The sequence below is a fragment of the Actibacterium ureilyticum genome (genome assembly GCF_002285435.1).
Lineage (GTDB): Bacteria > Pseudomonadota > Alphaproteobacteria > Rhodobacterales > Rhodobacteraceae > Actibacterium_C > Actibacterium_C ureilyticum.
Genome location: NZ_NSBT01000018.1, coordinates 18354 through 43700 on the forward strand (window position 1 = coordinate 18354; position 25347 = coordinate 43700).

Genomic DNA, 25347 nt, shown 5'->3' on the forward strand with positions numbered 1-25347 from the left:
CATGTTTCTAGGGGCCTCGCGGGCCAAGAACAACCATCCGCGGCCGCGACAAAGAATTTCATGGGCAAGCCTCCGCGCAGGTCCTAGGATCGGGCCATTCCATGACGTTCGGGTGCGGTATGACGCCCAAGATCCTGACAACGCTGAAAACCTATGACCGGTCCCAATTCGCGGCCGACCTGATCGCGGGGATCACCGTCGCGATGGTCGCGCTGCCGCTGAGCCTGGCCATCGCCATCGCTTCGGGCGCGGATCCGGCACAGGGGCTGGTGACGGCCATTGTCGCGGGGTTCGTGATCTCGGCCCTGGGGGGCAGCCGGGTGCAGATCGGCGGCCCGACCGGCGCATTCATCGTGGTGGTCTTCGGGGTGATTGCCGAACACGGTTATGACGGGCTGGTGCTGGCGACGCTCATGGCCGGTGTGATCCTGATCGCGGCGGGGCTGTTTCGGGTGGGCAACCTGATCGCCTTTGTCCCCGAGGCCGTGGTCAACGGCTTTACCATCGGAATTGCCGCGATCATCGCCACCAGCCAGTTGAAGGACCTGCTGGGGCTGCAAGCCGACATGCCCGCCGAGTTCTTTGGCAAGATCCATGCGATTTGGGCAAATCAGGGTGAAATAGTGCCGCAATCACTGGGCGTCGGGCTGCTGACCGGGGGGCTGATCATCGTGCTCAGGCGGCTGTTCCCGCGCTGGCCCAGGCTGATCGTAGCGGTGGCGGTCGGCTCGGCGGCGGTCGCGCTGCTGAACCTGCCGGTGGACACAATCGCGGCCCGGTTCGGGGCGCTGCCGTCCCGGTTGCCGATGCCCCGGGTCCCCGCGATGGGCTGGGACAGGATGGTCGAGCTGTTGCCATCGGCCTGTGTCATCGCATTCCTAGCGGGGGTCGAATCGCTGTTGTCCGCGATGGTCGCCGACCGGATGATCGGCAGCCGCCACCGGACCGGGGTCGAGGTCATTGCACAGGGCGCGGCCAACCTGGCCTCGGCCCTGTTCGGCGGCCTGCCCGCGACCGGTGCCATCGCGCGCACCGCCACGAATGTCCGGGCGGGCGGGCGCACGCCAGTGGCGGGGATCGTGCATGCGCTGACGCTGCTGGTGCTGATGATAGTGGCCGCGCCGCTGGCGGGCTATCTGGCGATGCCGGCGATGGCGGCGCTGTTGATCCTGACCGCCTGGAACATGGCAGAGCCGCATAAATGGCCCGATTACATGCGCGCGCCGCTGTCCGACCGGCTGCTTTTGCTGCTGACGCTGGTACTGACGGTGCTGACCGATTTGACGGTGGCCATTGGCGTGGGGGTTGCGCTGGGTCTGGCGATCCGGTTGCGGCGGCGCCATGTGGATCCGGCCGATTGGCACATGCCCGACCGCTAGGCCCGGTGATACGGCCCGCCCGCCAGGATCGTGGCGGCGCGGTAAAGCTGTTCGGTCAGCATCACCCGCACCAGCATATGCGGCCAGACCATCTTGCCGAAGGACAGGCTGAAATCGGCCTGAGCCCGAAGCGCGGGGTCGATCCCGTCTGCCCCGCCGATGACAAAGGCCAGATCGCTGCACCCATCGTCGCGCCAACCCGCGATGCGGGTGGCAAAATCGGGCGACGAGATCAGCTTGCCGCGTTCATCCAGCGTACAGATCAGCGCGCCATCGGGCAGCGCACGGCGCAGCAATGCGCCCTCGCCCGCCATACCGCCGCCTTTGCGGTCGTCGACCTCGACAATCGACAGCGGACCCAGCGACAGCGCCCGCCCGGTCCGGTCGAATCGGGTGTGATAATCGTCGATCAACGCCTTTTCCGGTCCGCCCCGCAGGCGGCCAACGGCGCAGATGTGAACCCGCACTAGGCCTTGGCGCTGGCAGCGCCGGCCGGCAGCCACATCTTTTCAAGCTGATAGAACTCGCGCACCTCGGGACGGAACACGTGGACGATCACATCGCCCGTGTCGATCAGAACCCAGTCGCCCTGATCCTTGCCTTCCATCTTGGATGAACGGCCCAGTTCCGTCTTCAGGCGATCCGCCAGCTTTTCCGAAATCGCCGCAACCTGACGGGTCGACCGGCCGGAACAGATCACCATGTAATCGGCCATGGCGGATTTCCCGCGCAGATCGATCGACACGATATCTTCGGCCTTGTCTTCGGTCAGGGATGCGACGATTCGATCACGCAAAGCTTCGCTTGAGATGTCGACAGGAACCTGGGTCATCGCCAGTTCCGCTGCGGGATCTGTCGTACCCGCGTCTGTAAGAAGAGACAGGACATTGTCCTCCTAATCAACACGCCGTCCGCGCCCCGGCGCTGGGCATATGCTGAATTTAGCAAGTCGATTGCGGTTTTTCAATGAAACCTGCGCGCCAAGACGCCTCATGTGGCCGAGGCGCCATCTGTCGAAAGCTCGGACCCGGGCAGAAGCTTGACCTCGCGCTGGGGGAAGGGGATCGAAATGCCGTGTTCCTGGAACGCGTCCCACAGCGCCAGATAGACATTGCCGCGGATATTGGTCAGCCCGTCGGTCGGGTCGTCGATCCAGAATCGCAGGATGTAATCGACCGAGCTGTCGCCGAAGCCCACGATGTGACAGACCGGCGGCGTATGGGTCAGCACACGGTTGACGCGCTGCGATGCCTCGACCGCGACGCGGCGCACCAGATGCGGGTCGTCGTGATAGGCGGTGCCGAAAAAGATATCCAGCCGCACGAAGGAATCCGAATGCGACCAGTTCACCACCTGTCCGGTGATCAGATCCTCGTTCGGGATCAGGTATTCCTTGCCGTCGCGGGTGACGACGCTGACATAGCGGGCGCCCAGCGAATTGATCCAGCCGAATGTCTCGCCCAGGCTGATCACGTCGCCGGGCTTGATCGACTTGTCCAGCAGGATGATGATGCCCGACACCAGGTTCGACACCACCTTTTGCAGGCCAAAGCCCAGGCCGACGCCAATCGCGCCCGACAGCACCGCCAGCCCGGTCAGGTCGAAGCCGACCGCCTTGACGCCGATGAAGAACGCGGCGCCATACAGCATCACCTGCAGGAACTTGATCGCCAGCACCTGCATCGAAGGCGAGATATCCGGGTTCTGCCGGATGCGCGAGGACGAGGTCTGTGACACCAGCCGTGCCAGTGTGAACAGGATGCCGGTCACGATCAGCGCCTTGAGCACCGCCAGAAGCGACAGCCGGAAATCGCCGAATTCGACCGCGACACCGTCCAGGAACCCGCTGAACTGATCCAGCAGCCCCAGATAGTGCAGCGTCACATAGATCAGCATCCCCCAGGTCACCATGCGCCGCAGGAACGGGTTGCGCACCAGCCGCGCCAGCAGCACGACCAGCAGCCAGGCGGTCGCGATGGTGGCGGCAAGCGCCAGCAGGTATCGCCGCGACGGAAAGGTCGTGATCTGCGCCATGACCCCGGTCGCCATCCAGCTGAGCAGCGCGAAAAGGATCAGCTGAAGCCGCTTGTGCAGGACCAGCAGCAGGCGCAGGCGCCATTTCGGCCAGCCCTCGAGCTCTTGCATCCGCTGGCGCAGGATCGGCCCCAGCCACAGCCGCAGCACCCAGGCCAACAGGATGCAGCCCACAAGAATCACCATCTGCAACAGCCGCGAGGGCAGCAGCAGCGATTGTGCGAAGTTCTGTGCGTCGATCAGCAGGGCCGTGATCGTCGTTTGAAAAGCCTGAAGTTCCTGTTCCAAGCGCGCCTCCTGACCTGCTATCTTTGCATTTCAGCGGATCTAGCTGCAACCATGCATCTTGCCAGTCGCAGCGGATGAGATTATCTCGGCCCCATGACACGGATCTTCGACATGGACGACCGCGCGCGCCTGCCCTGGCGGTTTTTCGGCGCATCGCTGACGGTGCTGGCCTGCCTATAGGCCGCCCGATCCCTGTTCGACCGCAATATCCAAGACAATCCACGGGAGAGGACCAATGACCGCCCCGAAGACACTCTATGACAAGATCTGGGATGCCCATGTGGCCCACGAGGCCGAGGACGGCACCTGTCTGCTGTATATCGACCGCCATCTGGTGCACGAGGTGACCAGCCCGCAGGCCTTCGAAGGGCTGCGCATGGCGGGCCGCACGGTGCACGCCCCCGACAAGACCATCGCCGTTCCGGATCACAACGTGCCCACCACCCTGGGCCGCGAAAACCCCGAGGCGATGACCGAAGACAGCCGCGTTCAGGTTGCCGCACTGGACAAGAACGCCAAGGAATTCGGCATCCACTATTACCCTGTGTCCGATATCCGCCAAGGCATCGTGCATATCGTCGGCCCCGAACAGGGCTGGACCCTGCCCGGCATGACCGTTGTCTGCGGTGACAGCCACACCGCGACCCACGGCGCGTTCGGCGCGCTGGCCCACGGTATCGGCACGTCCGAGGTGGAGCACGTTCTGGCCACGCAAACGCTGATCCAGAAGAAATCCAAGAACATGAAGGTCGAGATCACCGGCAAGCTGCGCCCGGGCGTCACCGCCAAGGACATCACGCTGTCGGTCATCGGCGAAACCGGCACCGCCGGCGGCACCGGCTATGTCATCGAATATTGCGGCGAGGCGATCCGCGATCTGTCGATGGAAGGCCGCATGACCGTCTGCAACATGGCCATCGAAGGCGGCGCGCGCGCCGGTCTGATCGCCCCGGACGAGAAGACCTTCGAATACGTGATGGGCCGCCCGCACGCGCCCAAGGGCGCCCAGTGGGAAGCCGCGCTGGCCTGGTGGAAGACGCTTTATTCCGATGACGACGCGCATTGGGACAAGGTCATCACCATCAAGGGCGAGGATATCGCGCCGGTCGTCACCTGGGGCACCAGCCCCGAGGACGTGCTGCCGATCACGGCCAATGTGCCCAATGCCTCGGACTTCAAGGGCGGCAAGGTCGACGCGGCCGCGCGGTCGCTGGAATATATGGGGCTGGAGCCGGGCACCCCGCTGTCCGACATCAAGATCGACACGGTGTTCATCGGGTCGTGCACCAATGGCCGGATCGAGGATCTGCGCGCCGCAGCCGCGATCCTGAAGGGCAAGAAGATCAAGGACGGTCTGCGCGCGATGGTCGTGCCCGGCTCGGGCCTGGTCCGTGCCCAGGCCGAGGAAGAGGGTCTGGCCGATATCTTCAAGGAGGCCGGTTTCGAATGGCGCCTTGCGGGGTGTTCGATGTGCTTGGCGATGAACCCCGACCAGTTGCAGCCCGGCGAACGCTGCGCAGCGACGTCCAACCGCAACTTCGAAGGCCGTCAGGGCCGCGGCGGGCGCACCCACCTGATGAGCCCGGCAATGGCCGCGGCGGCGGCGGTGACCGGCCATCTGACCGATGTGCGCGAGATGATGTAACGCGAACCCGCGCGATCACGAACGTTCAAGGCCGGTGCAGATCCCTGCGCCGGCCTTTTCAGTTCCGCTTGCGGCTTTTGGGCGCAAACCGGGTATAGCGTGTGCCCTGCGCCGCCGCATCCTGGGGCGCGCTGTCTTCCGGCGCGTCCGGCTCGCGATAGGACAACAACCACACCGACGCGCCCAGAAAGAACATCAGCCAGACATAGATCGGCCCCCACAGGAACACCGTGCTGGCCCCGATCAGCAGCGCGCCCATGGAAATCAGGATCCCTTGCCGCTGGCGGCGCGCCACATCGGACACCAGATTTGCGCGGCTGAGCCGGGTCAGGAAAATCGCGAATGGCATGGTGAACAGGAACCCGCCGATATAGCCGTGCCGCATCATCATCAGCAGCCAGTGGTTGTCGACGCTGGCGCTCATCCATCTGGGGCGCACCCAGTCACGCATGCCGATGCCAAAGATCGGGTGCGATTTGACGTTCTGGATGCCGTATTCCCAGATCCGGATGCGATTGTACCCGGTCGACGAATTCAGCGTCAGGTAAGACACGAACACGTGGAAAGGCGACCGGTTCGACATGATGTCGACCGCAATATAGAGGAACAGGCAAACCCCGAAAAACAGCAGCCACCGTATCCGGACCCGGCGCATCACCCAGTCATAGCCTGTAAAGATCCACTGGATCAGCAGCACCATGATCGCGCCCGATGACACCGAACAGACCGCCGACACAATGGACGTGCCTGAGGCAAGGAAGCTTTTGCCGCCGGTGAACACCTTCCAGAACAGACCGAAGCCAGCGGCGGAAAACAGCCCGAAGATAATCGGGTGTTGGAACAGCACCTGTGCCCGTTCCAACCCCAGGCGGGGTTCATACGTGATGATCGGATGGGTTTGCAGAAACTTGCCCAGAAAGCTGATGACCAGCGGATCGCCGGTCTGGGTTTCCAGCAGCGCCAGCGGCAACATCACCAGCAGCGCCAGAAAGTGATCGCGCACCAGCCGGACGAAGGCCTGGGGGTTCTGAACCACCATCCGGCCAAGGAAATAGGCCCCGGCGGTCTCCAGCGTATTATAGCCCACCACCTTGTAGATCGAGCCGAAGCTGTGCGCCTTGAACAGGGTCAGCGCTGCCCACAGGCTGAACATGATCAGAAAGACATCCATCATGCGGCGTTCGCCCAATCGCCCCGTGACCCACAAGAAGACAGAGGGAAAGAAGGTCAGCAGCAGAAGCAACCGATATGGCGGCAGCGAAAGAGAGCCGACATTCAGGAAGACCGGCGTCAGGATCGAGATATAGAACAGCGTGATCAGCCAGCCATAGGGCACGGCGGTTTCGCGGGCCGGTAGCCGTCCGGTGGCCATGTTGGTCTGTGCGATGGTCAAGGGGCTGCTCTTGTTTCCGTGACCCGATGGATGCCCAGTTTAGCCGATCCGGTCAAACGGATCACCCCCCAGCGCGCAAAGGATCGAACGGGGATCGTGTTGCGGCATTTCTACGTCAGGCGCCATAGGTGCCGAATGCGATCCGCTGCGCCGCCTGCGACAGACGCGCGCGCACCGCCTTGGGCGCCGGTCGCCCATTGATCGCCGCAAAGATCGCCCAGGCCTCGGCCCGGTGCCCCTGCAACAGGGTCCGCAGGATCAGCGCCACAGAATAGGCATAGCCCATCACCAGCGCCCGCGGGTTGAACCGGCGCAGGAACATCATCCGCGCGCGATGCTTGAAATACAGCGAAAACGGCGATGCGATGCGCGAAACCGTGGGCGACCCGATCGAGGTGCCCGCATGGTGATAGACCAGAAGATCGGCGCAGTAATGCAACGGCAGATCGCCCCGGCGCATCGCCCAGTCGACCTCTTCGTAATACAGGAAATAATCCTCGCGCATCAGGCCCACCTGATCGAGAAAGCTGCGCGACACGATCATGTTGGCGCCGGTGATGAAGTCGATCTGGGCCACATCCGGCGCCGGGGTCAGCGCGTGGCTGGCCCCAAGATGGACATTGCCGGTGACCCCGGTGGTGAAATTCACAAGGCCGCCATCGATCTGGATGACATCGGGCGTCGCAACATAGTTCACCCGCCCGCCGATCATGCCCTGCGGCGCCGCATCCGCCAGATAGCGCAGCAGCCCATCCACGGTGTCCGGCGGGGTCACGCAATCGGGGTTCAGCACCCAGAAATAGCCGACGCTCGGTTCCTGCCGCAGCCGCTCCAGCCCCAGGTTCACACCGCCGGCAAAGCCCAGGTTCTGATCCGATTGCACGATGGTAATGCCGTCCAGCCCGGTGCCGCTGTCCAGAACCGGGATCGGCTTGGCCAATGGGGTCACCGCAAAGGGCAGGTCGGCATCGCTGGACGGCGCGCCCTCGCCCGCGGCCCAGCGCCGGATCCGCGCGACCGTATCGTCGGTCGAGGCATTGTCGACCACCACCACACGCAGCCGCCCGCGCGCCGCCGACATCAGCGTTTCCAGACAGTCGATGATGACATCGCCGGAATTGAAAGTGACGATGACGACTCCGGTTTCGGGCGTGGTCATTGGGAACTCCGGCTTGTACTTCACTGTCCCTAAGTTCCCGGTGGATCACGAAAAATCAACTTGGCCCGACGCGCGGGACGGCGAATTTCAGCCGATTTCGCAGCGATCGGCGCAAATCCGCATCAATTTGGATCGACCAGCAGATCAGAGCCGACATTTTGACCATATGCCGGACCGCCCCGCGCATAGCGGAACTGCGATACCCGAGTCGGGCTGGGCTTCTGCGGGTCGGCGAAGACGCGGCTGACATAGGTGGGCCCGCTGGGCGCGTTGTCCTGCGTCAGCAGGTTCTCGCGGCAGCGCCGCCCCCGTTTGTCGCAACCGATGATTTCGGGGGTGATGTTGCGGGTGATCGTGACGTTCATCGATTCGGCCCCCACCCGGATCGTCGGCACATACAGCTTGGGGCTGTTGCGCGAGCCTTTGGAAAAATGCGACCGCACCAGGGTGTTGTTCGCGATCAGAAGCCCGTCAGTCGCGCCGACGGTGATGCCATGCAGATGCGCGTTGATGATGACGTTATTCTCGATCCGGGTGTTGCGATAGAACATCTCGTGCCCGGCACCGTCATCGCTGACCCGCCGGTTGCTGATATAGATCGACTGGGTGTATTTGCCGCTGCCGGAATTGATCACGTTCGACCGGATCGTGATGTTGCGGCTGGGCCGGTCGGTGCGCGTGGTCCAGATCTGTATCATGTCCGGATGGTCGGGCGAGGCCATTGAGCGCACGAAATCATGGATCCGGTTGCGTTCGATCAGGACATTTTCCACCTGCACAAGGTTCATCCCGTCGGACCGGATGGAATGGATGTCATTGCCGCTGAAGACGATATCGCGGCTGCGGTGGATCGACACCGCCTTGTGCCAGGTATGAAACTCGGACCCTGTGACGGCGATATCGCGCGAGGCGTCCACAAACAGACCCTTTCCCGCCCCGAAACCGTTGTCATGTGGCACCGAGCCGCGCGCGACATCGCCGGCAAACTCGATCCCGCGCAGGGTGATATGCGCGCCCTTGACGATGCGGAACGGGCGGGTCGTGATCGCATTGTCGCCGGGCTGAAAGCGGTATTGCAGGCGCAGGTCCTCAAGGATCAGACCCGACACATCGCGCAGGGTCAGACCGGTGAACTGCGCGGGCCGGGCCGGATCGGCCGAACAGATGCGCAGGCGCCGATCTGCCGGATGGCTGCGCCGGGCATAGGTCACCGCACCGTAATCGCCCGGCGCCAGCGCCAGCGTCTTTCCGCCGAGATCCTGCCTCAACGCGGCAACCAATTGCGCATGATCGGCGATCCGGATCCCGCTGCAGTCCGCAAAAGCGGCAAGCGGCCAGAAAAACAGCACAAGCGCAACAGTCGGAAATCGCTGGAAAAGACTCATGGGACTCAGTGCTTTCGTTCAAGAACAGTTTCGCGCATAAACGGGCACAAACCAACATCATATGGATGGGATATGGCGCCCACGCAGGCAAACGCAACGCCGGTGTACAAAAAGGCCAAGCGGCGCGGGCTGAACCGGCTGTCGCGGCTGCGGAATGTGCTGGTTGATCTGAAACGCGCCTATTTGCGCAAAGTCTGGGGCATGGACATCCACCCCACGGCCCAATTTTCGCTATCGGCCAAGTTCGACCGGACCTTTCCGGTGGGCGTGCATGTGGGCAAGAACAGCTATGTCGCGTTCGAAAGCCGCATCCTGACCCATGACCGGACGCGGGGGCTCTATCTGCACACGCGGATCGGCGAGAATTGCTTCATCGGCGGGCGCAGCCTGATCCTGCCGGGGGTCGAGATCGGCGACAACTGCGTCGTCGGCGCGGGATCGGTGGTGACGAAATCGGTGCCCGCCAGATCGGTCGTCGCGGGCAATCCCGCGCGGGTGCTGCAATCGGATATCGAGGTCGTGGAATACGGCCGGTTCGCGACCGCGGATGCCACCGAAAGCGCATTGGCCGAGCAAGGTGAGGCGTAGATCGCTTTTCGCCCTTGCCGCGCTGATGCTGGCGGCGGTGGGGCTTTGGGCGGCGGTCTGGCGCGCGCCGCAACCGGGGCCGCCCGCTGACCGGCCCATTCCCCTGTCGGACGCATCGCCGCTGAAAGTCGTGGCAATGGGCACCAGCCTGACCGCGCTTTATGACTGGCCCGACCGGTTGCAGGACGCATTGGCGCACTGCCTGGGCCGCCCGGTGACCGTGACCCGCATTGCCGAGCCGGGCCGCCCGGTGACCTGGGGCCGCGACCAAATCGACACTGTTCTGGCCGAAAACGCCGATCTGATCCTGATCGAGTTCGCCATCAACGATGCCGATATCCGGGATGGCGTCCCGCTGGCCGCAAGCATCGACACCCATGCAGAGATCCTGAACGCCCTGCGCGCCGCGCAGCCCCGCCCGCAGGTCATGCTGATGACGATGAGCCCCGCCCACGGGCTGCGCGGGCTGATCCGGCCACGGCTTTGGGCGCACTACCAAAGCTATCGTGATCTGGCCGGGCGGTTCGATACCGGGCTGGTCGATGCCTATCCGCGCTGGCTGGCCCAGCCGGGCTGGAAAGACGCGTTCGCCGATGGTCTGCACCCCACGGCAGAGGCCACGAACAGGGTCCTTTTGCCCGCGATCCTGAACAACCTGGGATGCCCAACCAGTTAACCGCACCCTGATCCGGCGCGCGCCAGGGCGCCCCGAAACGCAACATCGCCCTTGGCCTGTTAGGGTCCCGAAACCATGGATCGGCGGATCACCCTGCCGGTCCGGGAAGGGATGACAAACCGCCATCCGGTTTCCACAGACAGCAGGAAAATGCCCCTGTTTCGCTGAAACAGGGACTATTTTTCTTTGTCTCGCGGGGGCCGAACGGCGCAGGAAGGTGTTTGATATGATGATTTCGATCGGCCTTGCCATTGGGGCGGGCACCACAGCCGAAGATGCGGAACCCCCGGTCTTGCCCGATCTTGCGCTGAACGATTTCAGCCGCGACCGGACCCTGTTCGACAGCGGCATTGCCCTTGGCGCGAACACGGCCGATATCGCTCTGAGCGGCACCGGCAGCAGCGGCGAGGTGGTCGAGGCCCGCGCGCTGTCCGTCGACGATGGCGGTGCGACATCGACCGCATGGACGCCGGTCGCGACCATCGACGGCAATGGCGACTGGTCCGGCCAGATCAGCGCCCCGCGCAGCGCATCATGGTACCGGGCGCAGGTGCGCATTCAATCGGCGCCCGTGGTGGCCCGGCAAAGCACCAGCCGATTCGGCGTGGGCCATGTCATTGCGATCTGGGGCCAGTCCGAGGACGCGCGTTTCCACAGCAGCTTTCACGACGCCACCACGCCGCCCGCCATTCTGGACGACGAGGCCGTGCAATACATGTATTTCGACGGTGGCGTGCAGCACAGCCAGGTGACCGGGGCCACGCCCGTGACATCGGCGGTCGCGGCGATGGCCAACACCTTTGCCGCGGAGCGCCCGGGCGAGAAATTCGCCATCGTCGCCCATACGGTATCGGGAACCGACCCCCGCCATCTGGTCAATGATTCCGATGCCGGGCGGAACTGGGCCGACGACCTTGCGCTGCACACCTATGCCACCGCCGATGGGCAGTCGGTCGGCATGGCCGCCTGGTCGTGGTTCGCCGCACCCGGCAGCCTGGGCAGCAATTATGAAGAGGCATTGTTCCCGCTGTTCACCGGGCTGGAACAGGACGGCACCCCCTTTGCGGTGCCGGGCACGCTGACCTATGGCGCGGGCAGCACGATAAGCTATGACCACAGCTTCACCGAGCTTTACGACCCCGCCTATACCCGCTGGATCGCGCATGGGCCGCACCGTTTCGACATCACCGAGGCGATGCAGGACGCCACGCATCTGGCGAACGGTTCCGTCAGCTCGCACCTGAACAACAAGCAGTTGGCCCGCGACAGCTGGCGGGCGATGATCGAGAACCCGAATGCGGGTGGGATCTTCCTGCCGTACGGGATCGAACTGCTCAGCTATCTGAACGGGCGGCCGGACGGGGCCGGCGGGTGGGAAGACACCGCCCACCCCGCGGGCGAGGATCCCGACGGGTTGCAGCGGCGCGCGCGATTCTATGCGCATGCGATCCTGCAGGCATCGGGGATGGTCGGCTGGGCCGTGCCGGAATTCGATCAGGCCGCGTGGGAACCCGGCGGCGCCTATGTCGAGGTCTGGTCCTCGGCCGGTCCGGTCACCACGACGCGGATCGCACGCGGCGAGACACCGCTGGACGACACGTTTCCGCACTGGACCGATGTCGCGGGCTGGCAGATCAACGGCCTGCCCGCCGAGCGGGCCGAGATCGTGGCCGGGCGCGTCCGGATCTATCCCAATGGCGGGGGCGTGTTCACCTTTGCCGACCAGATCAACTATGGCCTAGGCGGCGCAACGGGCATGATCGCCTATCCCGACGACCACTATGCCGCGCTGTGGAAGGATATCCCGCTGGTCGATACCGGCGCGGCCGGGGTCGAGGGGATCCCGCTCAGGGCGCTGCCCGATCCGGACGTTCTGGCCAACACGCTGACCGCGCCGCAAAGCTTCGATGTTGATCTGACGGGCCCCTATTTCAAGGACACCGATGCGGTCGGCACCGGCATCACCGGCGTGACGATGGAGGCCGAGCTGTCCTTTGGCAGCGGGGGCACCGGGTTCTATGACCTGTTCTTCACCAATGGCGCCTATCTGCGGCTGGAGGTCCGCCCAAGCAACGGACAGGCCCGCGTTCAGGTCCGCGACAGCAGCGGCACCAACGTGATTGCGTTGCAGCAGGTGTCGAATGTCACCCCGGCCATCGGTGTGACTGTGACCTTGCGGTTCGCGGTCAACTTCACGTTGGGATGGGCGCGGATCTTTGTCGATGACGTGCTGACCGCCGACCTGCCCTTTGCCAGCGCGGGCACGGGCCAGATGTCGGACAGCCGCTATCTGCAGTTCTTCGAAGGGGCCGGGCTGATCGCGCAGGTTCAGCAGCTGAGCGCCTGGAAAGAGGCGACCGCCGATGGCAGCCGCCCGGTCAGCACCCCTTACAAGGTCATCAGCGGCGCCCCCGCCACGGTCAATGCCGATCCGTGGAAACTGGGCACCGACGCGGTCTAGACCGGCGCGGGCACGCTGGCGGTGACATAGTTCACCGCCAGATCCCGGTCCGAGATCGACCATTGCCAGCTAAGCGGGTTGAACACGAACCCCTTGCGGTCGACCGGGTCCAGCCCGGCGCCGCGCAACAGGTCGTAAAGCTCATCCGGGGTGATGAATTTCGACCATTCATGCGTGCCCTTGGGCAGCCAGCGCATGATGTATTCCGCCCCGATGATTGCCGCACCGAAACTTTTGGCGGTGCGGTTCAGGGTGGAACAGATATGCAGCCCCTCGGGCTTCAGCAGCGCCGCACAGGCCGACAGGTAAAGCGCGGGGTCGGCCACATGCTCGACCACCTCCATGTTCAGCACCACATCGAATTTCTCGCCCGCCTCGGCCAGCGCTTCGGCAGTGATGTTGCGATAATCGATGCTCAGGCCGGATTGTTCGGCATGAACCTGTGCGACGGGAATGTTGCCCGCCGCCGCATCGGCGCCCACCACATCGGCCCCCAACCGCGCCATCGGTTCACTCAGCAGCCCGCCGCCACAGCCGATATCCAGCAGCCGCAGCCCCGCAAAGGGACGCGGCGCGGTCAGGTCGCGGCCGAACTGCGCCGCAATCTGGCGGGTGATGTAGTCCAGCCGACACGGGTTCAGCATGTGCAAAGGTTTGAATTTTCCGGCAGGGTCCCACCATTCGGCGGCCATCGCCTCGAATTTCGCGACCTCCTGCGGGTCGATCGTGGTTCCTGCTTGCATCGGCGCCTCTGACATCCGTAAATCCCTCTGTTGGGGCAACACTTGCCGTTATATAGTTCGATCATGGATAAATCCGCAGGCCAAAAACGCGCAGCCCATCATTTGTTTCCGCCGCTGACCCCGTATGACCAGCGCATGCTGGATGTGGGCGACGGGCATGTGCTGCATGTCGAACAATGCGGCAACCCCGATGGGGTTCCCGTGGTGGTTCTGCATGGCGGTCCGGGCGGCGGATGCAGCCCGTCGATGCGCCGCTATTTCGACCCGGACGCCTATCGCATCGTCCTGTTCGACCAGCGCGGCTGCGGCCGGTCGCGGCCCCATGCATCGACCGAGGCCAACACCACATGGCACCTGATCGCGGATATCGAAAAGATCCGCAAGACGCTGGGCATCGACCGCTGGGTCGTGTTCGGCGGCAGCTGGGGCGCGACCCTGTCGCTGCTTTACGCCCAGAAACACCCCGACCGGGCGGCTTACCTGATCCTGCGGGGCGTGTTCCTGCTGACCCGGGCCGAGCTTGACTGGTTCTATGGCGGCGGCGCCGGGCGGTTCTGGCCCGACCTGTGGGCCCGGTTCCGCGACCTGATCCCCGAAGACGAGCGCGGCGACCTGATCGAAGCCTATGGCAAGCGGCTGTTCAGCGGCAACCGGGCGCAGGAAATCCGCTATGCCCAGGCCTGGGCGAACTGGGAAAACGCGCTGGCGTCGATCTCCAGCCACGGGCGGGTGGGCAACAGCCCCGCCGATTACGCGCTGGCCTTTGCACGGATCGAAAACCACTATTTCCGCAATGGGGGCTTTCTGGAATGCGATGGCCAGATCCTGCGTGACCTGCCGCTGATCGCCGATATCCCCGCCAGCATCGTACAGGGGCGCTATGACATGATCTGCCCGCCCGACGCGGCCTGGACCCTGGCGCAGAACTGGCCCCGGGCCGAGCTGCGCTTTGCGCCCATGGCCGGGCATGCGCTGTCCGAGCCGGGCATCAGTGACGAGCTGGTGCGCACCACCTGCAACCTGCTGCGCCAGACCGGGCAGCTGGGCCTCTGACCCGTTAATTTACCTAAACTCATCTTTATTTCCTGTCTTGGCGGTTAACGTCCGGGAAAACCCCTGAGGGGCATCCTGTTCGGGAACCTTCGAGTGGGAACATCATGCCTCGGGTGGACATGAACATCGCCGCAGCGATTTCCGCTGCGCGCACCGAATCCCTGTCCGGGATTGTCAGCCTGGAGCTGATCGACACCGGCACCGCACTGCTTCTGACCAGTGTCGCGCGCGCAGGCGCAGCGATCACCACCTTCAGCGTGACCAGCAGCGCCGTCACCGAATCCGGCAGCCGCCTGTTGCCCGCCGTGCTGCTGCGGTCGTTCGAACCCGATCCGGCGGTGTTCCGGATCGGGGGCGCGGATCACCTGATGCTGGCGGGGCTGGCCGGCGCGTCGATCGGCGGGGCCGAGATCGGGACCACCGGATCGCTGGGCGCCTGGACCATGCATTCGGCCAGCGGCCATACGCTCAGCGATTTGGGCGAGGTCGCGTCCTATGCCGATGGCCAGTACATGTACGGCGCCTGGCACACTGGCGGGATCGCCCGGTTGCAGGATCAGGGGGATGGCACCCTTGCCCTCAGCCAACAGGCCACCGATCCCGCGCTGCAAACCGCCCGCGCCAGCCATCTGATGACATTCGACTCCGGCGGCGACGGCTATCTGCTGATCCTGCGGGACGGGGCGAACGCGATCAGCCTGTCGCGCATCGGCGCCAATGGCGATCTGCAGCCGGTACAGACCCTGTCGGCCGATACCGGCCTGCCGATCAATGCCCCCACGACCAGCGGCATCGTCACCGTCGCGGGGCAGGATTACGTGATCGTGGGCGCGGCGGACAGCAAGTCACTGTCGGTGCTGCGGCTGGACGCCACCGGGCAGATGCAGGTGGTCGATCATGTGCTGGATACGCTGGACACCCGCTTTGCCGCCATCGGCGCGATGGCCACGGTTCAGGCCGGGGACGAGGCGTTCGTGATCGCCGGGGGCGGCGATGACGGGCTGACGCTGTTTCGGGTGCTGCCGGGCGGCTTGCTGCTGCTGGAATCCGTGATCGCCGATCAGCCCGGCGCGTTTCTGAACAATGTCAGCGCCCTGACCGCGACCCGCTTCAACCGCACGCTTCAGATCTTTGCCGCCAGCGAAACCGGCACCGGCATCACCAAGCTCACCGCCGATCTGGGCGCGGCGCGCAATACAAAGGTCGCCGCCGATACCGGTGCGGCGCTGAACGGCGGGTCGGGCCATGACATCCTGGCCGGGGGGCTGGGCGCTGATAGCCTGTCGGGCAAGGGCGGCGACGATATCCTGATGGACGGCGCCGGGGCCGATACGCTGAGCGGTGGCGCGGGCGCCGATCTGTTTATCCTGACCCGTGACGGGACGGTCGACACGATCACCGATTTCGACCCGACGCAGGACCGGCTGGACCTCAGCCAGATCGGGGCCGAGACCCAGATCGACAACCTGACGCTGATCAGCCGGATCGATGGCGCCGACCTTTATGTGAATGGCGAGGTCATCGCGCTTTATTCCGCGCATGGCGGAACGATCCAGCGCAGCGATTTCGGCGCGGACACGATCCTGAACAGCGGCCGGATCCAGCTGGATGTCGCCTGGGCCTTTGACGCCGGGTTTCAGCTGGAAACCGGGCCGGGGGGCGGCACGATCCTGGGCACGCCGGGGGCCGATACGATCACCGGCAGCGACCTGATCGACGATCTGGAGGGCGCCGATGGCGACGACCTGCTGTTCGGGTTCGGCGGCGATGACAGCCTAACCGGCGGCGATGGCGATGACCTGTTGCAGGGTGACGGCGGCCATGATCTGCTGTCGGGCGGCGCGGGCCACGATCAGCTTTCGGGCGGCACCGGCAATGACACGCTCGACGGGGGCGAAGGCGCGGACAGCCTGACCGCCGGGGACGGTAACGACACCCTGCGCGGGGGCGCGGGCGACGATGTGCTGGACGGCGGCGCCGATGGCGACCGGCTGGAGGGCGGATCGGGCGCCGATATCCTGTCGGGCGGCGATGGCAACGACACGCTCTACGGCGGCGGGACCGATGATGACACCCTGATCGGCGGGCGCGGCACCGACCTGTTGTTCGGCGAGCCCGGCAATGACCTGATCGACGGCGGTGACGGGTTCGACAACCTGAATGGCGGCAGCGGCAACGACACGCTTCTGGGCGGAAATGGCAATGACAGCCTTTATGGCGGCACCGGGTTCGACAGCCTGGATGGCGGCGCGGGCGCCGACCTGATCTATGGCGGGCCGTCGGGCAATGACACGCTGATCGGCGGCGATGGCAACGACCAGCTGTTTGGCGAGGCCGGGGCCGACATCCTGCAGGGCGGCGCAGGCGTCGACACGTTGCGCGGCGGATCGGGCAACGACCAGATCTTCGGCGGCGAAGACGACGATGTGTTGGAGGGCGGATCAGGCGACGACCGGCTTTACGGCGGCCCCACCGGCGCGGACACGCTGCTGGGCGGCCAGGGCTCGGATTTCCTGTTCGCCGAAGGGTCGGACGATTTTCTGGATGGCGGCGACGGGTTCGATCTGTTGAACGGGGGCGCGGGCGACGACCTGATGTGGGGCGGCAATGGCAATGACCGGCTCGAGGGGAACCTGGGCGCCGACACGCTGGACGGCGGCGCGGGCGATGACGAGCTGTTTGGCGGAAATGGCGGCTCAAGCGACACGCTGATCGGCGGCGCGGGCAACGACACGCTGCTGGGCGAGGATGGCGATGACCTACTGATCGGCTCGGACGGCGACGATATCCTGACCGGTGGCAGCGGCAGCGACCTTTTTCAGTTCGACGACCTGTCCGGCCAGGACCAGATCACCGATTTCGAACTGACCGGCACCATCGACAGGATCGACCTGTCGGCAGTCACCGCGATCACCGATTTCAGCGACCTGATGTCCAACCACGCCACCCAATCGGGCGCGGATGTGCGGATCCTGGCCGGGCCGGTGGAAATCCTGCTGCTTTCGATCAACCTCGGCGATCTGGACGCGGATCATTTCCTGTTTTGAGGGGAACAAAGGATTGCATGACATGACCACGACAATCCTGATGGCGATCTATCACGGTGGCGATCATCTGCGGGCGCAGCTGGACAGTTTCGCCGCGCAATCGGTGCCCTGGGATCTGCAGATCGGCGATGACGGCGGTGACCCCCGCGATGCCGATATCATCCGCGATTTCGCGCGCTCCGCGGCCGGGCGTGGGCGTCGCATCAGCCATGTCGCGGGGCCGGGGCGGGGCTTTGCCGCGAATTTCATGCATCTGATCGCCACCCAGCAAGACGCAACCGGGCCAGTCGCGCTGTCCGATCAGGACGATATCTGGCTGCCCGGCAAGCTGGCGCGTGCGCTGGCGCATCTGGATCGCATCCCGGCGGACCAGCCCGCGCTTTATTGCAGCCGCCGCTGGAACTGGGACCCGCGCAGCGGGCGGCGGGCGGTGTCGCGCCGCTTTGACCGGGCGCCCGATTTCGCCAACGCGCTGATCGAGAATGTCGCGCCCGGCAACACCATCGTGCTGAACGCGGCCGCCGCACGGCTGGCCGCACGCGCCGCGCAAAAATGCGGGCCGGTCTTCGCCCATGACTGGTGGCTCTATCAGATGCTCAGCGGGGCAGGCGCGCACATCATCGTCGATCCCGAACCGACCCTGCTTTACCGCCAGCATGACGGCAACGCCCTGGGCGCGGGCGAGGGGCTGGCCGCCCGTCTGCGCAACAAGCGCGACGTGCTGCGCGGCCGCTATGCCCGGCGCCTGGCGCTGCAACTGGCGGCGCTGGATCGTTGCGCCGCCCTGCTGACACCGGACAACCGCAACCTTCTGGCGCGGCTTGCGCGCAGCCGTCAGGCAACCCTTCCCGAACGCATCGGACAATTGTGCGAAACTGGTGTATACCGGCAATCGACGATGTCATCGCTGGGGTTCTGGGGGGCCGCCATTCTTGGACGGATATGAAAGCACACGCCCCGGGCTGATCCTGATCGGTGGCGATGGCGGCTATTCGGGCGTGCCGACCTATATCCGGCATACCGTGCGCGCACTGGACGATCTGGCGCGGATCACCGTGATTTCGGACCAGAACCGGGGCGGCTATGACTTTCTGACCGATACCGGCGCCGATCACATCACGGTGCCGGGGCTGCGCAGCACGTTACGGCCCGTTTCCACCGGCCGCACGCTGCGCCGGCTGCGCGCGGTCCTGCACGACCATCCCGACAGCGTGGTCTGGGCGCATTCCCGCATGGCGGTGTTCCTGAGCCGCCTGATCGCGCTGCGCCATCCCGATATCCTGCCCCGGCTGGCGGTCACCTATCACGGGTTGCCCTTCGATCCGGGCCATCGCACCGGCCAGGCCGCCGCGTCCCGCCTGGTCGAGGCGCAGCTGCTGCGACGCGGCGCGCCGCAGGATCTGGTCTTTCTGTCCGAGGCCGCGTGCCAGCGCATGCGCCGCGCCCTGCCGCGCAATCTTCTGGCCCGTCACAGGCCGCATGTGCTGCCCAATTGTTCCGATCTGGGCCCCCTTCCCGATCCGCTGCCCGCCCCGCCGGGGGTCGGGCCGCGCGTGATCATGACCGGGCGGGACAGCTTTCAGAAGAACATCGCCGCCGCCGCGCGGCTGTTCAATCGCCTGCCCGCGACCGCGCGGCTGACCCTATGCGGCGCCGGCACCGATGCGGCGGGGTTTCGTGCCCGGCTGGCGGGACGGCTCAGCCCCGATGCGCTGAACCGCATCCGCTTTGTCGGGCCGGTGGCCGATGTGCGCCCCTATCTGGCGCAATCGGACGTGTTTCTTCTGACCTCGCGCTACGAGGGGATGCCGATTGCCGCGCTCGAGGCGTTCGAGGCCGGGTTGCCGGTGGCGATGGCCGATATCCCCGGCACGGCCGAGATCCTGACCCTGCATCCGTTGGCAGCCCGTCTGGACATGCGCGACCCGCAGTCCGCCGCCACGGCGGTCGAGGCGTTGGCGCGGGCCTATCGCGCCGACATGGCCGGGCACCGCGCGCGGATCCACGCGGTTTGGGCGTCGATGTTCAACCCCGACCTGTGGACGCGCCGGATGCAGGATCTGTGGCGCGGCATGGCCCCGCCCACGGTTCAGGCCAGGGCGACCGCCGACATCAGCTCGTGATGGTGGCGCAGGGCATCCTCGACTTGGTTGTAGAAATAAAGCTGCCCGCCGCTCAGCACCGCGCCGCAATCGCAATTGTCCCGGATCACCGCCGGTGAGTGCGAGACGAAGATCGACCCGGCCCGGCGGCGGCGTTCCTCGAACACGCGGGTGCTTTTCTCGCGAAAGGCCTGGTCGCCCACCGCCGTGATCTCGTCGACCAGAAAGGTGTCGAACGGAATGCCCATCGACACCCCAAAGGCCAGCCGCGACCGCATCCCGGCGGAATAGGTCTGGAATGGCAGGTGGAAATGTTCGCCCAGTTCCGCGAAATCGCGCACGAAGGCCACCAGCGCATCGGTATCCACGCCATAGATCCGCGCCACGAAACGCGTGTTCTGTGCGCCCGTAAGCTGCGGATGGAACGACCCCGCGAACCCCACCGGATAGGATACCGTCCCACGGGTCAGGATACGGCCCGATGTCGGCGCAACCGTCCCCGAAATCAGCTGCAACAGGGTCGATTTACCCGCGCCGTTCCGCCCCAGCAACGCCACGCTGCGCCCGGTCGGGAAGATCGCGTTCACATTTTCCAGCACCGTCTTGGTGGTGCCATTGGTGCGATAGGTCTTGGTCAGGTTTTCCAGCTTGATCATCGCGGGCCCCTATCGCCGGTCACGCAGGCTGTAGCCCACCAGAACCATCACCGACCAGATCAGGCCCAGAAACAGCACCGCAACCGACCACAGGATCAGCCGCTGGGGATATTCGGCCTGCTCTGGCAGGGTCGGGCGCACATGGGCGGCCAGGTACCGGCTTTGCCGCTGTGCGTCGGACCGGGCGGCGTCAAAGGCCGCCAGCGCGGTGGTATAGGCCTGTTCGGCAAATTCGCGATCAACGGTCAGACGCTCGTATTCACCCACCAGATCGGCAAAGGCACCATCAGCCCCCGTGCCCGCGCCCAGCTTGTCACGTTCGTCCTGAATGCGGCTCTGTATCACCTGAATCTTCAGCTCAGCGGTCTTGATCCGGGGGTCCGCCTCGCGCGTGGTCTGGCGCAGCAGGTCCAGATCGATCAGCGCCTGCGCCAGCTGTTCCTGCAGGGTCGTGACCAGCCCCATCCGGCTTTGCGTGTCCATGGTGGGGTCGACGATCTGGTTGCGGTTGCGGAAGGTGGTCAGGTCCTGCCGTGCGATGCGCAGCCGCGCCTCGGCCCCGTCCAGATCGGCGCGGGCATAGCGGATCGCATCCTCGCGCGCGATATCCGACAGCTCGTTGATCATCTTGCTGGATTCGGCAAAGATTTCCTGCGTGATCCGCTGCGCGTCGCCCGCGTCAAAGGCCAGCGCGCGCACCTCGATCAACCCGGTCGAACTGTCATGGCTGACCCGCACCATCCGGCCCCAGTAATCGACCAGATCCTCGATCGAACCGGGCGGATCAAACGCAAAGACCGGGTCATTTTCCGGCCGCGACCACAGCCCGCGCAGGTCCAGACGCCGGTCCAGCGTGGCAACCAGCTCCTGACTTTGCAGGAATTCATACAGGATATCGGTATCCGACGAACTGGACCCCGACAGCGCCGTCATCCCGCCGAACAGCTCGAACGCGGCGGTGCTTTCCTCTTGCCGGACCGAAAACCCCAGGGTCGAGGCGTATTGATCCGCGGCCTGCCGCCACAGATACCCCGCCATCAGCGCTGCCGGCAGCACCACCAAAAGGATCAGGCTGCCCAGAACCAGCCCGTGCCGGCGGCGTGGACGGCCAGCGGGCACAGGGGGCGCAACGGGGCGCAGCGGCAGAACCGATGGCGCGGCCAGCGGGCGCGGCGCGGCGGCAACCGGCGCGGTCTGCGGTTTCTGGAGCGGGGCGTTCGACATCGAAATTATCCCTTCTTCATGCGAAGTTTATTAACCAAATCGGCCTTTAGTCGCGGGGCGGCGCAGCGCATCCGCTGTGCGGTGCGTGTCATCAGGAAAGGCAGGAAAACCATGACTATTCCGGCAGAAACCCATCCCAACGCGGCCCTGAAATCGGCCACGCCCCGGTTCTGGATTGCCACGCCACGATCGATCATCGCGCTGATCCTGCGCGAAATGTCGACGAGTTATGGCCGGTCGCCGGGCGGGTATCTCTGGGCTGTGTTGGAGCCGACCGCAGGCATCGCGCTGTTGACGATTGTTTTTTCGATGGGGTTTCAGGCCCCCGCGCTTGGGACGAACTTTCCGCTGTTCTATGCCACCGGCATGCTGCCCTTCCTGGCCTATATGGATGTTCAGGCCAAGCTGGCGACAGCGCTGATGTTCTCGAAAGCATTGTTGTCATACCCGCGGGTTACATATGTCGACGCCCTGCTGGCGCGCTTCTGCCTGAATTTTTTCACGCAGCTACTTGTGAGCTATCTGATATTTGCTGCCATTTCCCTAACGTGGGACACCAAGACGGCGCTGGACCTGCCCCGGATCGCCACCAGCCTGGCCATGGTGGGGATGCTGTCGTTCGGGGTGGGGACGCTGAACTGCTTCCTGTCGATGCGGTTTCAGGTCTGGCAGCGCATCTGGGCGATCCTGAACCGGCCGCTGTTTCTGGTGTCGTGCATCTTCTTTCTGTTCGATGCGATCCCCGAGCCCTGGCGCGGCGTGCTGTGGTACAACCCGCTGGTGCATGTGGTGGGGATGATGCGCGCCGGCTTCTATCCGTATTACGACGCCAGCTATGTTTCGGTGCCCTATGTCATGGGGCTGGGGCTGGGGCTGACCGCGCTGGGGTTGCTGCTGCTGGACCGCCACCACCGCGATCTGCTGCAACGTTAGACACGAAAAAGGGCCTTGCAGGTTATCCCCGCAAGGCCCCGTTTGCCTGACGCAAAAGCGGGATCAGAAATCCAGGTTCTCGACGCTCAGCGCGTTTTGCTGGATGAACTCGCGGCGCGGTTCGACCACGTCGCCCATCAGCTTGGTAAAGATATCGTCGGCCTCGGCCAGGTCGTCGATCTTGACCTGCAACAGGGTCCGCGCCTCGGGATCCAACGTGGTTTCCCACAGCTGTTCGGGGTTCATCTCGCCCAGACCCTTGTAGCGTTGCAGCGCCAGACCCTTCTCGCCCTCGGCCAGGATGATCGACAACAGATCCAGCGGACCGTGAATCGGGGTCTCGCGGTCCTTGCGGATCAGCTTGGCGGGCTGGGTATAGACCTCTTGCAGGGTGCCGGTCAGGCTGCCCAGCTTGCGCGCCTCGCCCGAGCGCAGGACCGGACCGTCCAGCGTGCAGATCTCCTCGACCCCGCGCAGCACACGGGTCAGACGCAGGCCCATGTCCTGCGTCGGCCGCCCCTGCCAGCCGCGTTCGTACTCCAGCGCGATCTGGTCCAGCCGCGTGGCCACCGCATCGGCGGTGCCTTGCAGATCGGCATCGACCTGACCGGCCACAAAAGCGCCCGCAATCGCGGCCTGTTCCAGAATGTTCTGCGGATAATGCGTCGGGAACGCCTGCAGGATGCGCCGCACCTGCCGCGCCTCGTCGATCACGCGCAACAGGTCGGTGCCGACGATTTCCTCGCCCGAGCCCAGGCGCAGCGTCGCGCCCTCGATCCCCTGCTGCACCAGGTAATCCTCCAGCGCGGCCTGATCCTTCAGGTACACCTCGGACTTGCCCCGGCTGACTTTGAACAGCGGCGGCTGCGCGATGTACAGATACCCGCCCTCGATCAGCTCGGGCATCTGCCGGAAGAAGAAGGTCAGCAGAAGCGTGCGGATATGCGCGCCATCCACGTCGGCATCGGTCATGATGACGATCTTGTGGTAACGCAGCTTGTCGATATTGAACTCGTCCCGCCCGATCCCGGTGCCCAGCGCCATCACCAGGTTGCCGATCTCCTGACTGGACAGCATCCGGTCGAACCGCGCACGTTCCACGTTCAGGATCTTGCCGCGCAGGGGCAGGATCGCCTGGTTCTTGCGGTCGCGTCCGGTCTGGGCCGAGCCACCGGCGCTGTCACCCTCGACCAGGAACAGCTCGGTCAGGGACGGGTCCTTTTCGGAGCAATCCTTCAGCTTGGCGGCGTTGAAGCTGACATCGAACGCGGTCTTGCGCCGGGTCAGCTCGCGCGCCTTGCGGGCGGCTTCACGGGCCAGAGCGGCCTCGATGATCTTGCCGACGATCTGCTTGGCCTCGTTCGGGTGTTCCTCGAACCACTCGGCCAGCTTTTCGTTCACCAGGCTTTCAACGGCGGGCCGCACCTCGGAGCTGACAAGCTTGTCCTTCGTCTGGCTGGAGAACTTGGGATCCGGCACCTTGACCGACAGCACACAGGTCAGCCCCTCGCGCGCGTCATCGCCGGTGAAGTTCACCTTTTCCTTCTTGGCGATCCCGCTGGTCTGGGCATAGTTGTTGATCGTCCGCGTCAGCGCCCCCCGGAAGCCCGCCATATGGGTGCCGCCATCGCGCTGCGGGATGTTGTTGGTGAAAGGCAGTACCGTCTCGTGATAGCTGTCATTCCACCACATGGCGACTTCCACGCCGATCCCGTCCTTTTCGCCGGTCATGAAGATCGGATCTTCCATCACCACCGTCTTGTGGCGATCCAGATAGCGGACGAATTCGTTGACCCCGCCCTCATAGAGCATGTCCGCCTTCAGCGGTTCCGCCGGGCGTTCATCGGTCAGGATGATGCGCACCCCGGAATTCAGAAAGGCCAGCTCGCGCAGACGGTTTTCCAGCGTCTTGAAACTGTATTCCAAGTTCGAAAACGTGTCGGTCGAGGCCAGGAACCGCACCTCGGTCCCCGTCCGGTCACCCGCATCGCCGACCACTTCCAAATGCTTGGCGGTCTCGCCCCGTTCGAACCGGGCGGTGTGTTCCTTGCCATTGCGCCAGATCCGCAGTTCCAGCCAATCCGACAACGCGTTCACCACCGAAACGCCCACACCGTGCAGGCCGCCCGACACCTTGTAGCTGTTGGAATCGAACTTACCGCCCGCATGCAGCTGGGTCATGATGACCTCGGCCGCGCTGACGCCTTCCTCGGGGTGGATATCGACCGGAATCCCCCGGCCATTGTCGCTGACCGAAACGCTGTTATCGGCGTGAATCGTCACCGTCACCGCATCGGCATGACCGGCCAGCGCCTCGTCGATGCCGTTATCGACGACCTCGTACACCATGTGGTGCAGGCCCGAGCCATCGTCCGTGTCGCCGATATACATACCGGGCCGCTTGCGGACGGCTTCTAAGCCTTTGAGAACCTTGATGGAATCTGCGCCGTATTCTTCAGGTGCCTGCGCGTTTTCGGCCATGCGAGCCTTCCTTTGACTTTTCCGCATTTTATAGGCGTTTCTGGGGGGAATGTCACGCACACGACACAATATTTGGTATCAAAAGCGCGAATTCCGGTCG

Annotated in this window: 20 protein-coding genes; 10 read left to right on the forward strand and 10 right to left on the reverse strand. The window is 64.7% G+C overall.

The genetic code is table 11. From position 1 onward, the window contains the following. The first annotated feature begins 119 nt into the window (after positions 1-119). Positions 120-1379, forward strand: a complete 1260-nt coding sequence (locus tag CLM60_RS03000) for a SulP family inorganic anion transporter (protein ID WP_095587998.1) — start codon at positions 120-122, stop codon at positions 1377-1379. Here the strand turns inward: CLM60_RS03000 and rlmH are convergent. The 3 genes from rlmH to CLM60_RS03015 form a co-directional block, all read right to left on the reverse strand. Further along, entirely contained in the window at positions 1376-1846 is a 471-nt protein-coding gene (gene rlmH, locus CLM60_RS03005) for a 23S rRNA (pseudouridine(1915)-N(3))-methyltransferase RlmH (RefSeq protein WP_095587693.1), read from the reverse strand. The genes CLM60_RS03000 and rlmH overlap by 4 nt on opposite strands. After that, positions 1846-2211 carry a ribosome silencing factor gene (rsfS, locus tag CLM60_RS03010; RefSeq protein ID WP_095587694.1) on the reverse strand — a complete coding sequence of 122 codons (366 nt, stop codon included), beginning with the start codon at positions 2209-2211 and terminating at the stop codon, positions 1846-1848. Before rsfS ends, rlmH begins: the two co-directional genes overlap by 1 nt. Positions 2212-2369: 158 nt before the next feature. Next, complete coding sequence (locus tag CLM60_RS03015; RefSeq protein ID WP_425427194.1) at positions 2370-3701, reverse strand: mechanosensitive ion channel family protein; 1332 nt, start codon at positions 3699-3701, stop codon at positions 2370-2372. A 235-nt stretch (positions 3702-3936) separates the two neighbouring features. Here CLM60_RS03015 and leuC point away from each other — a divergent pair, with 235 nt between their 5' ends. After that, positions 3937-5346 carry a 3-isopropylmalate dehydratase large subunit gene (leuC, locus tag CLM60_RS03025; RefSeq protein ID WP_095587696.1) on the forward strand — a complete coding sequence of 470 codons (1410 nt, stop codon included), beginning with the start codon at positions 3937-3939 and terminating at the stop codon, positions 5344-5346. A gap of 58 nt (positions 5347-5404) precedes the next feature. Here leuC and CLM60_RS03030 read toward each other — a convergent pair whose 3' ends face one another. The 3 genes from CLM60_RS03030 to CLM60_RS03040 form a co-directional block, all read right to left on the reverse strand. Further along, complete coding sequence (locus CLM60_RS03030) at positions 5405-6739, reverse strand: O-antigen ligase family protein (protein ID WP_095587697.1); 1335 nt, start codon at positions 6737-6739, stop codon at positions 5405-5407. 115 nt (positions 6740-6854) lie between these two features. After that, entirely contained in the window at positions 6855-7898 is a 1044-nt protein-coding gene (locus CLM60_RS03035; RefSeq protein ID WP_095587698.1) for a glycosyltransferase family 2 protein, read from the reverse strand. 122 nt (positions 7899-8020) lie between these two features. Further along, entirely contained in the window at positions 8021-9166 is a 1146-nt protein-coding gene (locus tag CLM60_RS03040) for a right-handed parallel beta-helix repeat-containing protein (protein WP_176473769.1), read from the reverse strand. Positions 9167-9355: 189 nt separating this feature from the next. On the opposite strand from CLM60_RS03040, the gene CLM60_RS21295 reads away from it, so the two are divergent. From CLM60_RS21295 to CLM60_RS03055, 3 genes are all read left to right on the forward strand, one after another. Further along, positions 9356-9871: an acyltransferase gene (locus CLM60_RS21295; protein ID WP_095588000.1), complete on the forward strand. Its 516-nt coding sequence runs from the start codon at positions 9356-9358 to the stop codon at positions 9869-9871. Beyond that, positions 9861-10547, forward strand: a complete 687-nt coding sequence (locus CLM60_RS03050) for an SGNH/GDSL hydrolase family protein (protein ID WP_141246450.1) — start codon at positions 9861-9863, stop codon at positions 10545-10547. The genes CLM60_RS21295 and CLM60_RS03050 overlap by 11 nt, the downstream gene beginning before the upstream one ends. A gap of 226 nt (positions 10548-10773) precedes the next feature. Beyond that, positions 10774-13008, forward strand: coding sequence for a hypothetical protein (locus CLM60_RS03055; RefSeq protein ID WP_095587701.1), 2235 nt, complete (start codon positions 10774-10776; stop codon positions 13006-13008). On the opposite strand, the gene ubiG is transcribed toward CLM60_RS03055, so the two are convergent. After that, complete coding sequence (ubiG, locus tag CLM60_RS03060) at positions 13005-13751, reverse strand: bifunctional 2-polyprenyl-6-hydroxyphenol methylase/3-demethylubiquinol 3-O-methyltransferase UbiG (protein ID WP_095588001.1); 747 nt, start codon at positions 13749-13751, stop codon at positions 13005-13007. The genes CLM60_RS03055 and ubiG overlap by 4 nt on opposite strands. A 63-nt stretch (positions 13752-13814) precedes the next feature. Between ubiG and pip the strand changes: the two genes are divergently transcribed. The 4 genes from pip to CLM60_RS03080 all read left to right on the forward strand — a co-directional run bounded on the left by pip (position 13815) and on the right by CLM60_RS03080 (position 19974). After that, entirely contained in the window at positions 13815-14804 is a 990-nt protein-coding gene (gene pip / locus CLM60_RS03065) for a prolyl aminopeptidase (RefSeq protein WP_095587702.1), read from the forward strand. A gap of 104 nt (positions 14805-14908) precedes the next feature. Then, the gene (locus tag CLM60_RS21300; protein ID WP_141246451.1) at positions 14909-17851 is read left to right on the forward strand and encodes a hypothetical protein; all 2943 of its coding nucleotides are present in this window, start codon (positions 14909-14911) and stop codon (positions 17849-17851) included. 22 nt (positions 17852-17873) lie between these two features. Further along, positions 17874-18797 (forward strand): glycosyltransferase, encoded by a 924-nt coding sequence (locus CLM60_RS03075; RefSeq protein WP_176473770.1) that lies wholly within the window; start codon positions 17874-17876, stop codon positions 18795-18797. Next, complete coding sequence (locus CLM60_RS03080; RefSeq protein WP_176473771.1) at positions 18784-19974, forward strand: glycosyltransferase family 4 protein; 1191 nt, start codon at positions 18784-18786, stop codon at positions 19972-19974. The genes CLM60_RS03075 and CLM60_RS03080 overlap by 14 nt, the downstream gene beginning before the upstream one ends. Here the strand turns inward: CLM60_RS03080 and CLM60_RS03085 are convergent. Continuing rightward, a complete protein-coding gene (locus tag CLM60_RS03085) occupies positions 19941-20609 on the reverse strand; it encodes an ABC transporter ATP-binding protein (RefSeq protein WP_095587706.1) in 669 nt (222 codons plus the stop codon). The genes CLM60_RS03080 and CLM60_RS03085 overlap by 34 nt on opposite strands. Positions 20610-20618: 9 nt before the next feature. Beyond that, a complete protein-coding gene (locus CLM60_RS03090; protein WP_245848143.1) occupies positions 20619-21833 on the reverse strand; it encodes a KpsE/RkpR family capsule polysaccharide export protein in 1215 nt (404 codons plus the stop codon). 111 nt (positions 21834-21944) lie between these two features. On the opposite strand from CLM60_RS03090, the gene CLM60_RS03095 reads away from it, so the two are divergent. Next, positions 21945-22766, forward strand: a complete 822-nt coding sequence (locus CLM60_RS03095) for an ABC transporter permease (RefSeq protein ID WP_095587707.1) — start codon at positions 21945-21947, stop codon at positions 22764-22766. A 63-nt stretch (positions 22767-22829) separates the two neighbouring features. Here the strand turns inward: CLM60_RS03095 and gyrB are convergent, their stop codons facing one another. Beyond that, positions 22830-25247 (reverse strand): DNA topoisomerase (ATP-hydrolyzing) subunit B, encoded by a 2418-nt coding sequence (gyrB, locus tag CLM60_RS03100; protein ID WP_095587708.1) that lies wholly within the window; start codon positions 25245-25247, stop codon positions 22830-22832. Positions 25248-25347: the final 100 nt, after the last annotated feature.